Source organism: Paraburkholderia sp. BR10954 (assembly GCF_040965775.1).
Classification (GTDB): Bacteria; Pseudomonadota; Gammaproteobacteria; order Burkholderiales; family Burkholderiaceae; genus Paraburkholderia; species Paraburkholderia youngii.
Genome location: NZ_JBFRCK010000068.1, coordinates 1 through 13,558, shown reverse-complemented (window position 1 = coordinate 13,558; position 13,558 = coordinate 1). Strand labels below are relative to the sequence as shown.

Genomic DNA, 13,558 nt, shown 5'->3' with positions numbered 1-13,558 from the left:
ACAGGGGTTCCTGCATCTCATCCATTCCGCGCATCGCATCCGCTGCCAAAGATCATGAACACGATATCCATAACGCCCGTCCCTCAAACCCCGTCTACACGGGACCCAAATTCAACAGCCTGCTAGGTGATTCCGAATCGCGCAATACGCGCCTGGGCCTCCGCATAACGCGTCTCCGTGGATCGGAACCGCAATGGCTCTCGACAATGCTCCGTTCAAGTTCCCCTGCCGGCAGGTAAGGTCACAGGAGTTACCGTATATCCGCGTGCTCGCAGCAACTCAATCAGTCCATCGCGCCCCGGCAGATGGCCGACACCGACCAGAACAAACGCGCCACCTTCATCCAGCAATGGTGGAAGAGTCATCATCCAGCTTAAGTTGCGTCGCCGCACCATGATGTCGTTAAAAACCGACGGATTGATGCCCGATCCAGCGAGCGAGCGGTCAAGTGCTGCTGACGCAGCACCGTAGTCGCCCCTGTTCAACGCATCGACGACATCCGCCTGAGCCTTCGCACCTTCCACAGACAGTGCGAAGTGCACGCTCTGTGCACTAACTGCAGCGCCGACCTCCTTAGCGAGCGCTCGTGGCGCACCACCTGCCTGATCGGGCGTTTCGAGGTATGCCGGCCGAATCCTATATTGGGCACGCGCGCGCTCAATGATCTGCTCCCGCGCCACATATCCTGCCGATGCACAACGCATATACGCGAATTGATTCGCATCAAGCGGTGTGGGCTGGCTCAACACTGCCTTCAGGAGGCCCTCGATTACCGAAACTGGCGCCGTAGGCGCCGCACACTGAATCTGTTCCCGCAACGTAGCGACGTCGTCCTCAGTAAGCGCATCACGCCAGCGCACGGCCGGCGTCACGCCCTGGTCGACGTCCGAATGTTCTGTAACCAGTGCCCGATAGGATTGGAGGATGCTCGGATCGGGCTGACGAAGATCTCGATCCGGTACATGCAGCGAGCCCATCAATAGGTTGTGCTGGCCATTGGGAGCCATGACATCGAGGGCCCACACCTGAGCGCGATCCGATCGCGAACTAGTCGTGTCAGCGTTGGCGACCGACATCACACCAAGGAGCGCGATCAAGGCGCCCCGCCCTGCCGACGACACCATCCTCTGCAAATTGAAAGACAGCAAGAACGAACCTCCAGTGAATAGGCGGGGTCGCCCAAAGAGTGCCCCCGCTTGATACAACAGAATCGCTCACGCCGAAGGCGTGATTTGGCTACGAAGTTGACGCGGCGCCGTTTGAATCAAAATTACTGGCACCCGTCGGCGGCGGCGCGCTCAACACCCCAGCTACCCGTCAGCGTCCGGGGCGCGCCATTGACGACGACCTGATTGCGCCAGGTTCCGGCTGCCACGTTGCCCACGAACCGGCCTATAAGGACCTCCCCGATCTAGCAAGATTGGTTTAGCGGATGATCGAACAAGTCTCCTTTGTCGTGAGAGGGGACGTATCTGGCAGGAATGGCGGCGAGACAGACTGCATGCCTATAAACGGCCTCGCTGGGCGCGCTGGCGTTGCTGCGCCCGGGCCCGGATAATAACCGCGCAGCAGGACTCCATTCATTGAGCGGCATTTGCACTGGGCGCATCGCCTTGCCGGTTTTCGAGTTCGCCTGCTGCCGGTCTGACCTGTCGCTATCCTTGCCTGTTGGGTCCTCGAGTTGGAAGTGAAATTGCTGTGGGCGTGGCGTTTCAGGGTTCGGGGCTTACGCGCTCGCCGCCCCGCCAAGGCGGGGCGGCGAGCGCGTGCGATGGATCGAAACGTTCGCCCCTGGCGAGCACCGCCCACAGGACGCGGGCGTGCTTGTTGGCCACGGCAACGAGGGTACGGGAGTAGCCCACGCGCGCCTGCAACTGAACGATCCAGCGGGAGAGCCGGTCGTTGCGTCGGGGCGCGGTGAGGACCGCGGAGCGCGCGCCCTGGAACAGTAGACTGCGCAGATAGTCGTTACCCTGTCTGGTTATGCGCCCGAGCCGCTGCTTGCCGCCGCTGCTATTTTGCTTGGGCACGAGGCCGAGCCACGCGGCCATCTGCCTGCCGTTCTTGAATTGTGCTGCGTCAACGATGGTGGCCACGGCGGCCGAAGCGGTGACCGTCCCGACTCCGCACAGCTCCATGCAACGCTGTGCCTGGGAGTCGTGCTTGGCGTGATCGCCGATCTGTCGATCCAGCCACGAAATCTCGTCGTCCAGCGTCTGCCATTGGGCCCAGCCACGCATGAGAGCCTGACGGGCCTGACCGTTGAGTTCGTTGTTGCCGTCCTCAATGTGCTCAACGAGGTGTTTGCGCAACTGGTTGATGCCTTGGGGCAGGAAGACACCGAACTCGCCCAGCAGCCCTCGCAACCGGTTCACGAGTGCGGTACGCTCCTCGACGAATCCGGTGCGCATGCGGTGGAGCACCAGCACGCTCTGCTGGGCGGGTGACTTCACAGGCACGAAGCGCATGTTGGGGCGACCCGCAGCCTCACAGACAGCTTCGGCATCCTGTGCATCGTTTTTTGTCTGGGCGCCACCTTTGCGGTAGGGCGCGACAAATTGCGGGGGAAGGAGCCGTACCTGATGTCCGAGTGCGCGCAGTCTACGGGCCCAGTAATGTGCGGCACTGCACGCTTCCATGGCGACGAGGCAGGGCTGCAGATTGGCGAACCAGCTGAGGAAGTGCTCACGGCGAACGGCTTTGCGGACCACGACGTGTTCCATGCCGTCGACTGCATGAATTTGCATGACGTTCTTCGCCAGATCCACGCCGACACGAGTAATCGTTTCCATGATTTCCCCCTCCCGGAAGGTTGTGTAGCACCAGCCATGATGGCACCGATCGGTGCCTATGCTGGGATCGGGGAGGTCCTTACTAATTCATTGAACTGCGCCCCGCTCGACACCGCACCGCTGGTGGCCAGCGTGCCGTCGCCTTTCACGACGCCCCCGATCGCGAACGTCGCGTCGATCACCTGCGACTGTGCCTGTCCCGTCACTGTCCCGTCGCGAGCAACGGCGACGCGCACAAACCCGTGATCGTCATTCCCCTCGTACTTGCCGTCGAACACCCCGCAGGTGCCCGGGGTTGCCGCGTGAGCGGCAACCGTCATCGCCATTGTCACCACTGCACCAACCAACGTTCTCTTCAGCACTCAATTTCTCCATCTATCCGTGGCGCCGCCTAGATGGCCGCGCCGATACCTCCTTAATCGGATAAATTGGATAAATCGCACCGAAATTCAGGGTCGGACATACATTTTTGCCGCGCCTTGTCCAGAAATGAAAGAGTAGATAGCCCCAACTATCGACCCCTTCATTTATTGCATGGAATGCCCAACAGCACCCACGGCGGACAAGCGTCGACCAGCAGCTCTGCTGTCGGCGGCGTCGATCCCGATGGTTGTCTTGAAAATCCTCCTATGCCTGTATATATATACAGTATGTTTGCATATACAGTCATCGGAGGCGTCATGGAACATCTGGTGCGCGTACAGAACGAGCGGGACCGTCACACGCTGGCGTGGCTGCGGGCGCAGGTCGGCGACGCAGCGATCGCGGCCGCGGTGCAGCGGTGCACGGGCCCCACGAAGCCGTACCTGTCCACGCTGTGCCGGCTGCTCGGCGTGACGGCGCCGCGGTTCATCGCGCCGCGCGCGCAGGTGGCGAGTGTGACGGCCGAACAGTCGCTGGCGACTATCCGGCAGATCCTCGCATCCCGCCGCAGCCAGCGGTCGCCGAAGCCGGTGGCGGTGGCCGCGCCAATGCGGCGCCCGTGAAAAAGCGCCGTCGCGCGCCGGCGCCGTGACTATCATGCAGGTATGGTCCGCGTTGACAGCACGCGCGACCGCACGCGGGGCAGAGGCGGGGCTGGCGGCAGGGCTGGCCGCCCGTCTGGGCCCGATACACGCAGTGCTGTGCGGCGTCGGCCATAACCTGCGGATGATCCTCAGGAAGCTGAGGCTTTTTTACGCCGCTGTTCTGACCGCCTTGCTCAACCGCTCAATCGCTGTCGAATGCCAGCCGTCAGGGCAAGCGTCGTCCAAAGCGAATTATTCAGACCCGACTAAGTTGGAACCGGAAATACCACCGAACCGCGAGACGAATGATTGTCGCCGGGAACCGGTGGCCGTGATAAAGCGATTTTCTTTTCTTCATCGTGACATCTTACGTGACTACCTCGCCAACGTGACAGTGCCTTAACAGATGATGTTTTTTCGAGTCTTTCTCACATGTCCTGGAGTGATATCACTGCTACTCCTGCCACGATCACGATGATTGAGAAAAATTTTCTAACTACGCCTCCCGGAGCAATATCCTCGGCGAAATATTTTGGAAACAGCTTCGTTGCCAGGAACCCCAAAGCCAACACGAAGAGCGGGTGGATACTGACGACTACCGAAACCAAAGCTGCACCGCCTCCCGCAGCCAGAGCGGCCATGAAGAATACATAGCCCCCCACATCAAAGATGTTCGTCGTCCCGAAAATTCCGAATTGCTTACAATTCAAAACTTTTAGATCATCAAAGATGAGCTTTCTCCATTTCGGAACCAATAAAAGCAACATCCCACCAAGGGCATAGCCAGCAAAGTTGAAAATCAGCACCGAGTCCAAGCTCTTGACTTGCAATATATCATCTGAAATTACAGTTGAGACAGCTCCAAAAAAAAGCAGAAATTAGCAACACGACTACGTGCCTGGGATACCCCAATCCTCTAATCGTCTGCCTGGACATGCATAGTATTAGAATACCAACGACGATCAAGGCGAAGCCAGTCATTTGCCAAGATGTCGGAATGGTATGGAAAATCAACACTGATGCCGCCAATACAAATATTGGTTCAGATTGGTGAATCGGAATCACAACCGATACATCCATATTCTCCAAGGAGTAGCCATATGCAAAGTATTGCAAAAATATTGCGAGACCAGAGCATATATTTATCGCCACCATATATAAGTCCAGATTCGCCGGCCGGAAATAGGCATAAATGGCCGCCGCAAAAAAAATATTCCCGATGCTCAGCAAGAAAATGAAAGAAATCCAATTGGAAGCAATATTATCGATTGCGAACTTGTCAACAATATTTGAGAGACTCCAAAACAGCGGTGCCAGAAGGGCAAAATATAACCATGTCATTTCTCTCTCCCGAAAGCCTCAAGAATCGTATTTTTGCCATCGTTCAATAACTCATTCGAGAAGTCATCGGTATCATGATCAAAAATAAATGTATTGTTATATCTGAAACCATCAGAAGTTTCGAAACCGACTATTTTGTCAAGGATTGCTGGAAGCTCGTCAAACCGAGATGAGTGGTTTTTCTTCAAAAGCTTCATAGCGTTGCCGTAGTGCGCCGCTTCATCTTTAGTAGCATTGCGAATCCATACAGACAGACAATCAGGCCCGAGATTATCAAAAAGCTTGAAGTCCTGCTTATAAGCCCGAGTGCTAGTAACTTCATCGAATGCAATTGACGCCAATATAGTGAATTCATCAACCATGAAGGATGAGACGGCTTCAAATTCCGGCCGTCTGGATTTGATTTCTTTATCGATATCGTCTTCTCGGAAACCATACAACACACTATTGATCTTTCGAAGACCTCTATAGTGGTTTTGTTCATCCAAATGCCAGAGGCATACGAACTCTAAAAAATCATCGCTCAGCTGTAAATCACTTCGATTCATGAGGTATATCAAGAAGTGCTTAGAATCAAACTCAGAGCCCATGTCATGCCAAAAGTATTCTTGCCGTGATTTTATGATATCCCTAGATCCGCTGATGCTTTCGGGAGTCAAAGATTTAAGTAAATCAACTGAAGACCAGTCATAACTTTTCAAACCGATTGAGGATTTTAAATAGCTCACGATTGCGCTCCCTGCAATTATTCCATGAAGTTTTCAAACTGCCACTTATCGGACGAGGCATTAGAAAATAGCCCTTTATCCGCTTCCGCCGGACTCCAGTCGGTGTACTCCCTCAGCATTTCGCCTAAGTAGGGATTTGCATTATCTAGCACGAAGATAAAGTCCATCTCTTCCGCTTCAATGATTCCGCAACGTGGATTGGCAATTGCCCATTTCATGCCTGCTATAACACCGGCCACGACTTGCAAAGAGGTAGCAGAACTTTCAGGGTTGAGCTTTTGAGCAACCGAGTTGTCTAGGTAAGATCCAAACCAATATGCATTTTTCTCATGCCCCATCAGAAGCACGCCAAGATAATCCCCTCCCGAGGCGATATCCCGTCCTTGCAAAATTCTCTTTTGTGGCTGTGAATTCCAAGAACAACCACTAAGCTCGTGAATAGAAAGTATAGCGTCATTGCAAGGATGGTAAGCGTAATTTACCGTAGGCCGATAAGCGGTCCGCTCACCTTCGAAGTACGTTAGATAATCCGACAGAGAAACAGCTTCATTATGACTGATCAAAAAGCCTAAGCATGGGCCAAAAGCAGGGGTCCAGGTTTTCAATCTGACTGAGGCGCCTGGGCGGTTCAAATAGATCGCGCTATTGCAGCCTGTAGTATGCCGCTGCCCCTCTGGCGGTAAGCAAAGTTCATGAGTCCCCCAGCCTAACTCAGCAGGCTGGCAGCCTTCACCAATAAACCCATCAATTGACCAGGTATTTACAAACTCGCCAGGCCGCTTAGGCAGTTTTGCAATCTGGGTATCATGCTCCGCAATATGGATTATTTTCACCCCCAGATCAGCAGACAGCTTCGCCCACTGCTGACGAGTTTGCGGGATTGGCTGACTTAGTCCGTAAATATCATCCCGAATATTCAGAAGTGCCCGCTTTACGAAATGAGACACCAAACCCGGATTTGCGCCGTGCGCTACGATAGCCGTAGGGCCATCTTGACATTTAGCCTTCAACGTAAGCATCGCTTCCCTGAGGGCGTAGTTGGTACGTTCTGCAGGCTCTGTATCTGCATTTACATAATGGCCGGCCCATGGTTCAATGCATGTATCAATATATTTTGTTTCTTTCTGCTGGCAAAATGAAACTAGGTCGACACTTGACACATCGACGGACAGGTTGATTACAAAGGAGTCGGAATCCAAGTCGCTCAGCAAATCTTCAAGATTTTCCTTAGTGACGCTTGCCGCCACCCAAGTTACAGGGCAATCGAAATCTGCGCTGAGCCTCTTGGCACCATATGGATCTATTACCTTAAGGCTTTCAATTTGGCCCCCGAACTCGCTGAGCAAGTTCGGCATAAGTGCAGATGCAATGGTCCCGTAGCCAATTAACACAATCTTCATAAGCATTCGTTCTCCACACTCAGCTACGCATCGCGTGCAATCAACACGCATATACGATGCCGTCAAATGCGGGCTGGAGCGGATTCGACCCCGTCACGCCGTGCTGTGGGCGCGCATCTCCGCGTTCACGACGCGTCTTCCCGGCGACAATCATTCGTCTCGCGGTTCGGTGGTATTTCCGGTTCCATCTTGGCCTGCGTGATATTGAAGAACTGCTGTTCGAGCGCGGTGTCGTTGTCAGTTACGAGACGATCCGCCGCTGGTGCGACAAATTCGGCGCGGGCTTCGCACATCGCGTCAAAGCTGCTCGCCGCAAACCTGGCCGCACATGGCATCTTGACGAAGTCTTCGTTACGTTGCGCGGTGAGCCTTATCTGCTCTGGCGGGCAGTGCGACCAGCACGGCGCCGAACTCGACATCCTGCTGCAGAAACGTCGCGACAAGGCCGCAGCAAAGCGCTTCTTCAACCACGTGCTGGCCGCCTGTGCCGACGCGCCACGAAGGATTGACCGATCAATTGCGCAGCTATCCGGCCGCAAAGGCCGACATTCCCGAACTGGCAAACATCAAACATGTCTTCGTCAAGGCTGCGGCCCGGGTGAACAACCGTGCCGAAAACAGCCATCAGCCTACGCGTGAGCGCGAACGCCGGATGCGTGGTTTCCCCGATCCTGGTCGCACACAAGCGTTCTTATCGAGCTTCGGTCCGATTCGCCAGCACTTCGCGCTCAAGCGACATTTACTGCGTGCCTCACTCTATCGCAAACAGCTCGCCGCACGCTTTGCCGGGTGGCATCGCTTCACTGGGCTCACCCAAGATCCGTCCAATTTCTGAGCAAATCTACCTCCTGTGCGCTCTTGCGTCTCGTATACCTTAACGTGACAACGCCCCGCCGGGGCGATGGGCGCGATTCAGGCAAAGATCAGCAACCTCGAGTCCGTCGAAGACAAGGCCACGCATCAGATCAGAGAACTGAAGGATGCGCTCTCGCTGATCACCGGGCGCGATCTCGCGTCCGGCGACTATCACGGTGCGCTCGTCGTGTATGGTGACACGGCGAAAGCAGCTATCAGCAACGGTGCGTATGTGACGAGCCGGGCGCTGAACGATTGCGGCTTCAAGTTCGTGAAGGCAACGGCATCGGCACCGTACACCTATATGAGCCAGGTGCCGAGTTGCAAGACAAAGCCGCTATCAATGCCGAAGTCGACCCGTAACCTCGCGTCGGCGTTTTCGATGCATACCTATTCGCCGGGCAAGGCTCGCGACAATCCGCTCGGTGACGGCCCGGCGCTCATGCCGGTGCAAACCGTAGAGCTTGTCCAGCTTGAACTGCCACGCGTCGCGCCTGGGACGAGAACAGCGTGAGTCACTTCGTCCTCACACTCGATTTATGCAACCACGCCCCGCCGTACGTACGCAAGTCGCCGCGGGTCCCAGAACCGCACGGCCGTCACGCCTCGCTCAGAAGCGACCCGATGGGATTAGCTCGTTGAGATTTGCGATGCTCAGGCTCCCAAAACCGGTTGGGTAATCCCAGCCGGTACCGGCGTTGTAGCCGAGCCCCTGATAGCCGTTGTTCCCCGATACGACGTCATAGCGAACGAGCGACGGGTTCGACGGAATCGCGCGGTACAAGTCGCCGGCCGGGAAGCCGAGGCTCGTGCCGTTCGCCGCCAGCAGGCGCGCCCAGAAGCCGGTGAAGATCGGTGCGGCGAGGCTCGTGCCGCCCACCTGCTGCAACTGGCCGTAGTTGTAGATGTACGCGCCCGTGCTTTGTGCGGCGTCGAACGACACGTCCGGTAGCCGTCGATTGCTGCCTGACTGCCACACCGGCGCCGGCAGGATCGTGCTGACACCGCCGCCCGTCGCCCAGAGCTTACCTGCGAAGTCGAGGCCTTCGTTCCACACCGTCTCGTTCGAGAATGCACCCGTCGACGTGGTGTACAGCGTTGTACCGCCGACCGCGAGCACGTGCGGCGACGCGGCCGGCCACGAGACCGTGTAGTTCGTGCCGTCCGGAAAGCCGCGGTTATTGCACTCGTACGCGCCTTCGTCGCCCGAGGACACCGAGAACGTCTGGCCCTGCGCGGCGGCCGCCGTGAAGATCTGCTCCTGGGCGTCGATCGTGCCGTCCTTGTCCGCGTCGATCTCGCACCAGCCGAGCGACACGTTGATCACCTTCGCGGTGTTGTCCCACACCGCGCGGTTGAACGCCTGAGTGAGCCCGGTATCGCCGGCGGCGTTCTGGTCCGCCATGTAGAAGATGAGCTTGCCGACCTGGCCGCCGGCCGAGCCGACGATCGAATGGCTGTCGAGATCCCATTCGCTCTGGCCGAACAGGTTGTCGCTGTAGCTGCCGGTCGTCCCGGTGCCATTGGTCTTCACGGTCTGGGTAGTGACCGTGCCGTAACCGTTGCTCGACGTGAACTGCTCCAAGTCCTTCAGCGTCTGCGATACGCCGCCTATCGTGATGATGCCGACGGTCACGCTGGCTGCGGTCGGCACGCCGGTCGCGTTGTAGAGGCCCGGGAATTCCTTCGGATAGTGCCCGGTGGCCGTGCCGGCCGAGAGCACCTGCGGCTTCTCGACGTTGCCAACGCGCAGCATCGGCTGTGCGCGCGCGATGTTCTGCAGCCCGAGCACCGAGCCGACGGCGTCGCCGAGCGCACGCGGCACCTGTGCTTTCGACGCGTTCATGAAGCCCGAGCGGCTGGCGTCCTGGTAGTGCACGAGTGACGTGTTGAACGCAGTCCTCATCGTGCCGGCCGTGCCGCGCGCGGACACCAGCATCCGGTTCGGCGCGACCTCGACGTTCACGAAGCCGCTCTTGCGCAGATAGTCGACGACCGACTTCACCTGTGCTTCGGTCGGCGCGTAGCTGACGAGAAACTGTTCGGGCGTGAGGTACTGGCGGTAATGCGCATTGCCGGGCTGGTTCACGTCGTGCCCGAGCTGCTCGAGTTGCGCCGCGTTGCGCAGATTCAGGCTGACGACGATGTCCGTGATCTCGCCGTCGGCGAGTTCGAGCGATGGCACCGCGTTGCGCGCCATCAGTTGCGGGCCGGTCAGAAAGGCCTTCGTGTGGGTGTCGACCCAGTCCGTCGTCGCATGCGCCGCAGCGGCGGAGAACACGAGCGGTACCGCGCACGCAAGGCGGCGCGGCGACGGAAGGGGAAGGGCAAGCCGGTAGTTAATTTTCATCTGGAGTCCTTTGGTTAATGTCGCGAACAATTTGGAAATCGAGGGAGGCGTTTGTCGCGTGATCGGCGAGGTGGAATTTCTGAACATCGAACTGCTTTCAGCATTTATCGACACAGTGGTGCACCCCTTTTTATCGTCACTAGTGCTTTGGACAAACATCCCTGACCAAGAAAGTGGCGGGTTGACATTGCATTGATGAAATGACTCCGGCGTGGCTTTGCAAGAAGTACATTTGAACAACCTGCTTCTCACGATACGTCAGCGACCGCATTCTCCGCTGTAACCGCGCCCGCCAGGTCTGCGGTGAGCGGGTTGGAATTAATCTGTCCGCTTTGATGCTCGCTGCCAGATCGCAAGCCTTATGCCAAACTTGCCCAGCAGTTCGCAAAGGCGCTCTGGCCGCGAACCGCGACAGCGGCCATTGCAGCAGATAGCAGCGCATCACAGTTTGATCCACATGGTTCTTAGACTCGCTAACAGAACGTCTCAACGAAGCGGGTGACGATCAAGTCGAGTCTAGCGCGAGCAAAGCGCGGAATCCGGGAGACGGCGTGTGAGGACGCGCTTCGATGTAGGGCTTAAGAAATGTCGGAAAGGAAACAGAATTGTTGCGATTGTCGGATTTGAGCGCAACGGGGGGCGCTGTCACGTTGGCGAGGTAGTCACGTAAGATGTCACGATGAAGAAAAGAAAATCGCTTTATCACGGCCACCGGTTCCTGGCGACAATCATTCGTCTCGCGGTTCGGTGGTATTTCCGGTTCCATCTTGGCCTGCGTGATATTGAAGAACTGCTGTTCGAGCGCGGTGTCGTTGTCAGTTACGAGACGATCCGCCGCTGGTGCGACAAATTCGGCGCGGGCTTCGCACATCGCGTCAAAGCTGCTCGCCGCAAACCTGGCCGCACATGGCATCTTGACGAAGTCTTCGTTACGTTGCGCGGTGAGCCTTATCTGCTCTGGCGGGCAGTGCGACCAGCACGGCGCCGAACTCGACATCCTGCTGCAGAAACGTCGCGACAAGGCCGCAGCAAAGCGCTTCTTCAACCACGTGCTGGCCGCCTGTGCCGACGCGCCACGAAGGATTGACCGATCAATTGCGCAGCTATCCGGCCGCAAAGGCCGACATTCCCGAACTGGCAAACATCAAACACGTCTTCGTCAAGGCTGCGGCCCGGGTGAACAACCGTGCCGAAAACAGCCATCAGCCTACGCGTGAGCGCGAACGCCGGATGCGTGGTTTCCCCGATCCTGGTCGCACACAAGCGTTCTTATCGAGCTTCGGTCCGATTCGCCAGCACTTCGCGCTCAAGCGACATTTACTGCGTGCCTCACTCTATCGCAAACAGCTCGCCGCACGCTTTGCCGGGTGGCATCGCTTCACTGGGCTCACCCAAGATCCGTCCAATTTCTGAGCAAATCTACCTCCTGTGCGCTCTTGCGTCTCGTATACCTTAACGTGACAACGCCGTCGCGCCCGCAACTTGGCGCTGCAGCATTGACCGAACACATCGTGATCTGGCTGCGACGGCGATCTGCGCTGATCCGCAACACGATGTGGGGCGCGAAGCGTGGGCGTCCGCTTTCAAGAGAATTGGAGGGCAGTTCAGGGTCGAAGAACGAAACCGCTCGCGCGGTAGGGGGCTTCGGTCCACGCTGGTGTTCAGGGAGAGGCCGGTCACGCGGTTTTATGTTGGCGAATGAGGCAATCCGCCTCGTTCTCCAGCAGGAGCCGAATCATGACCTCCGCCCAACCAACCGTCAGCCCGCTGCGCCAGCGCATGATCGACGACATGCGCATGCGCCAGCTTTCCCCCAGGACACAAGCCAACTACCTGCGCATCGTGCGTGAGTTCACCCGATACCTCGGGCGCTCGCCTGATACCGCCACCGTCGAGGACCTGCGAACCTACCAGTTGCATCTGGTCGATCATGGCACGTCGCCAGTGTCGCTGAACGCCGCGATCACTGGCTTGAAGTTCTTCTTCGAGATCACGCTCCACGAGCCCGAACTGATGGCCCGGATGCAGCCCGTGCGCGTGCCCCGTACGCTACCGGTCGTGCTCAGCCCCGATGAAGTGCGGCGGCTCATTGCCGCTACGGGCAACCTCAAGCACCAGACGGCGCTGTCGGTGGCCTACGGCACCGGGTTGCGTGCCAGCGAAGTGGTGGCGCTGAAGGTCACGGACATTGACAGCCAGCGTATGACGCTGCGCATTGAACAGGGCAAGGGCCGCAAGGACCGCTACGCGATGCTCTCGCCGGTGCTGCTCGAACGCCTGCGGGTCTGGTGGCGCGTGGCCCGTGCCCAGGGCAGGATGCCCGACGGCGGGTGGCTCTTCCCCGGGCTCGATCCCGTCGACCCGCTCAGCACGCGGCAACTGAACCGCGCCATCCATGCGGCCGCCGAGGCCGCGCAGATCGACAAGCGCGTCTCGATGCACACGCTGCGCCACTATCTTCCCTGCCGGACTATGTCTTGTAAGACTGCGATGCTGCCCCTTTCTGGGCAAATGTGCGAAGCCATATAGAGATAGTCTGAGGCTCCTTTCCGCTGCACCCCAACATCGGGGAAGGAGCTCAACGTGAAGTACGTCATCCATGATCGGGCGGTCCTTTCACGACCACCTGAAGGGCCACTTGCGGCGCCTCTCGTCTTGTTTGCAAGAGCGCTTAGTGATCAGGGATACTGTGCGTATTCCCTGCATCGGCAAGTGCGCATTGCAGCCGACTTCAGCAGATGGCTTGAACACAAAGGTATCGGAATACACCACATCTGCACTGACCATGCAACACGGTATTTGCGACATCGCGCCCGAATCGTTCGACTGTGCCGCGGAGATCGCGCCGCGCTCGGACATCTCATGGAATTTCTACGCAGCAAGCAGTTGATTCCCGCTGAGAAGGCACCGGTTTCCCAACTGTCGCCTATTGAGCACAGTATAAAGGACTACGTAGCGTACTTGCGAGAAGCGCGTGCCCTGACCGAAGCGACCATTCGCAACTACGTGCCCTTTGTCCGCAGTTTCCTGGAAGACTGCTTCGGCAACCGACCGGTCTCGCTTTCCCGTTTGCGCGCGATCGATA

At 57.6% G+C, this 13,558-nt stretch carries 14 protein-coding genes and 3 pseudogenes; 6 read left to right on the top strand and 11 right to left on the bottom strand.

Going from position 1 to position 13,558, the window contains the following annotated elements:
- Window positions 1-215: 215 nt before the first annotated feature.
- The 3 genes from AB4Y34_RS38760 to AB4Y34_RS38750 all read right to left on the bottom strand — a co-directional run bounded on the left by AB4Y34_RS38760 (window position 216) and on the right by AB4Y34_RS38750 (window position 3,154).
- Window positions 216-1,148, bottom strand: a complete 933-nt coding sequence (locus AB4Y34_RS38760; RefSeq protein WP_176370139.1) for a TraB/GumN family protein — start codon at window positions 1,146-1,148, stop codon at window positions 216-218.
- Window positions 1,149-1,712: 564 nt separating this feature from the next.
- Window positions 1,713-2,792 carry an IS110 family transposase gene (locus AB4Y34_RS38755; protein WP_368719017.1) on the bottom strand — a complete coding sequence of 360 codons (1,080 nt, stop codon included), beginning with the start codon at window positions 2,790-2,792 and terminating at the stop codon, window positions 1,713-1,715.
- 56 nt (window positions 2,793-2,848) lie between these two features.
- The gene (locus AB4Y34_RS38750) at window positions 2,849-3,154 is read right to left on the bottom strand and encodes a hypothetical protein (protein ID WP_368719016.1); all 306 of its coding nucleotides are present in this window, start codon (window positions 3,152-3,154) and stop codon (window positions 2,849-2,851) included.
- 318 nt (window positions 3,155-3,472) lie between these two features.
- Here AB4Y34_RS38750 and AB4Y34_RS38745 point away from each other — a divergent pair, with 318 nt between their 5' ends.
- Window positions 3,473-3,778 (top strand): hypothetical protein, encoded by a 306-nt coding sequence (locus AB4Y34_RS38745; RefSeq protein ID WP_176369798.1) that lies wholly within the window; start codon window positions 3,473-3,475, stop codon window positions 3,776-3,778.
- A 286-nt stretch (window positions 3,779-4,064) separates the two neighbouring features.
- On the opposite strand, the pseudogene AB4Y34_RS38740 reads toward AB4Y34_RS38745, so the two are convergent.
- The 6 genes and pseudogenes from AB4Y34_RS38740 to AB4Y34_RS38715 form a co-directional block, all read right to left on the bottom strand.
- Window positions 4,065-4,157, bottom strand: a pseudogene (locus tag AB4Y34_RS38740) (IS6 family transposase); the annotation flags it as partial.
- Between the two features lie 70 nt (window positions 4,158-4,227).
- Window positions 4,228-4,605, bottom strand: coding sequence for a hypothetical protein (locus tag AB4Y34_RS38735; protein WP_176369799.1), 378 nt, complete (start codon window positions 4,603-4,605; stop codon window positions 4,228-4,230).
- A gap of 28 nt (window positions 4,606-4,633) precedes the next feature.
- Window positions 4,634-5,140 (bottom strand): EamA family transporter, encoded by a 507-nt coding sequence (locus AB4Y34_RS38730; protein ID WP_176369800.1) that lies wholly within the window; start codon window positions 5,138-5,140, stop codon window positions 4,634-4,636.
- Window positions 5,137-5,868 carry a hypothetical protein gene (locus tag AB4Y34_RS38725; RefSeq protein ID WP_176369801.1) on the bottom strand — a complete coding sequence of 244 codons (732 nt, stop codon included), beginning with the start codon at window positions 5,866-5,868 and terminating at the stop codon, window positions 5,137-5,139. Before AB4Y34_RS38725 ends, AB4Y34_RS38730 begins: the two co-directional genes overlap by 4 nt.
- Window positions 5,869-5,885: 17 nt before the next feature.
- The gene (locus tag AB4Y34_RS38720; protein WP_368719015.1) at window positions 5,886-7,274 is read right to left on the bottom strand and encodes a saccharopine dehydrogenase C-terminal domain-containing protein; all 1,389 of its coding nucleotides are present in this window, start codon (window positions 7,272-7,274) and stop codon (window positions 5,886-5,888) included.
- 119 nt (window positions 7,275-7,393) lie between these two features.
- On the bottom strand, window positions 7,394-7,735 hold the full coding sequence (locus tag AB4Y34_RS38715; RefSeq protein ID WP_217910964.1) for a hypothetical protein: 342 nt from the start codon (window positions 7,733-7,735) through the stop codon (window positions 7,394-7,396).
- A gap of 28 nt (window positions 7,736-7,763) precedes the next feature.
- On the opposite strand from AB4Y34_RS38715, the pseudogene AB4Y34_RS38710 reads away from it, so the two are divergent.
- Window positions 7,764-8,103, top strand: a pseudogene (locus AB4Y34_RS38710) (DDE-type integrase/transposase/recombinase); the annotation flags it as partial.
- Between the two features lie 66 nt (window positions 8,104-8,169).
- Window positions 8,170-8,637 carry a hypothetical protein gene (locus AB4Y34_RS38705; protein ID WP_368719014.1) on the top strand — a complete coding sequence of 156 codons (468 nt, stop codon included), beginning with the start codon at window positions 8,170-8,172 and terminating at the stop codon, window positions 8,635-8,637.
- Window positions 8,638-8,733: 96 nt separating this feature from the next.
- On the opposite strand, the gene AB4Y34_RS38700 is transcribed toward AB4Y34_RS38705, so the two are convergent.
- Window positions 8,734-10,473, bottom strand: coding sequence for a protease pro-enzyme activation domain-containing protein (locus tag AB4Y34_RS38700; RefSeq protein ID WP_176369803.1), 1,740 nt, complete (start codon window positions 10,471-10,473; stop codon window positions 8,734-8,736).
- 505 nt (window positions 10,474-10,978) lie between these two features.
- Entirely contained in the window at window positions 10,979-11,518 is a 540-nt protein-coding gene (locus AB4Y34_RS38695) for a hypothetical protein (RefSeq protein WP_368719018.1), read from the bottom strand.
- Between the two features lie 28 nt (window positions 11,519-11,546).
- Here AB4Y34_RS38695 and AB4Y34_RS38690 point away from each other — a divergent pair.
- The 3 genes and pseudogenes from AB4Y34_RS38690 to AB4Y34_RS38680 form a co-directional block, all read left to right on the top strand.
- Window positions 11,547-11,886, top strand: a pseudogene (locus tag AB4Y34_RS38690) (DDE-type integrase/transposase/recombinase); the annotation flags it as partial.
- 324 nt (window positions 11,887-12,210) lie between these two features.
- Entirely contained in the window at window positions 12,211-13,002 is a 792-nt protein-coding gene (locus AB4Y34_RS38685) for a tyrosine-type recombinase/integrase (protein WP_368719013.1), read from the top strand.
- 333 nt (window positions 13,003-13,335) lie between these two features.
- On the top strand, window positions 13,336-13,558 hold a 223-nt coding region (locus tag AB4Y34_RS38680; RefSeq protein WP_368719012.1), incomplete at its 3' end, for a hypothetical protein.

Excerpts from the sequence above, each read along its gene's own strand:
- AB4Y34_RS38685 (WP_368719013.1), top strand. The coding sequence starts at position 12,211 with ATGACCTCCGCCCAACCAACCGTCAGCCCGCTGCGCCAGCGCATGATC.
- AB4Y34_RS38705 (WP_368719014.1), top strand. The coding sequence starts at position 8,170 with ATGGGCGCGATTCAGGCAAAGATCAGCAACCTCGAGTCCGTCGAAGAC.
- AB4Y34_RS38755 (WP_368719017.1), bottom strand. The coding sequence starts at position 2,792 with ATGGAAACGATTACTCGTGTCGGCGTGGATCTGGCGAAGAACGTCATG.
- AB4Y34_RS38700 (WP_176369803.1), bottom strand. The coding sequence starts at position 10,473 with ATGAAAATTAACTACCGGCTTGCCCTTCCCCTTCCGTCGCCGCGCCGC.
- AB4Y34_RS38720 (WP_368719015.1), bottom strand. The coding sequence starts at position 7,274 with ATGCTTATGAAGATTGTGTTAATTGGCTACGGGACCATTGCATCTGCA.
- AB4Y34_RS38745 (WP_176369798.1), top strand. The coding sequence starts at position 3,473 with ATGGAACATCTGGTGCGCGTACAGAACGAGCGGGACCGTCACACGCTG.
- AB4Y34_RS38730 (WP_176369800.1), bottom strand. The coding sequence starts at position 5,140 with ATGACATGGTTATATTTTGCCCTTCTGGCACCGCTGTTTTGGAGTCTC.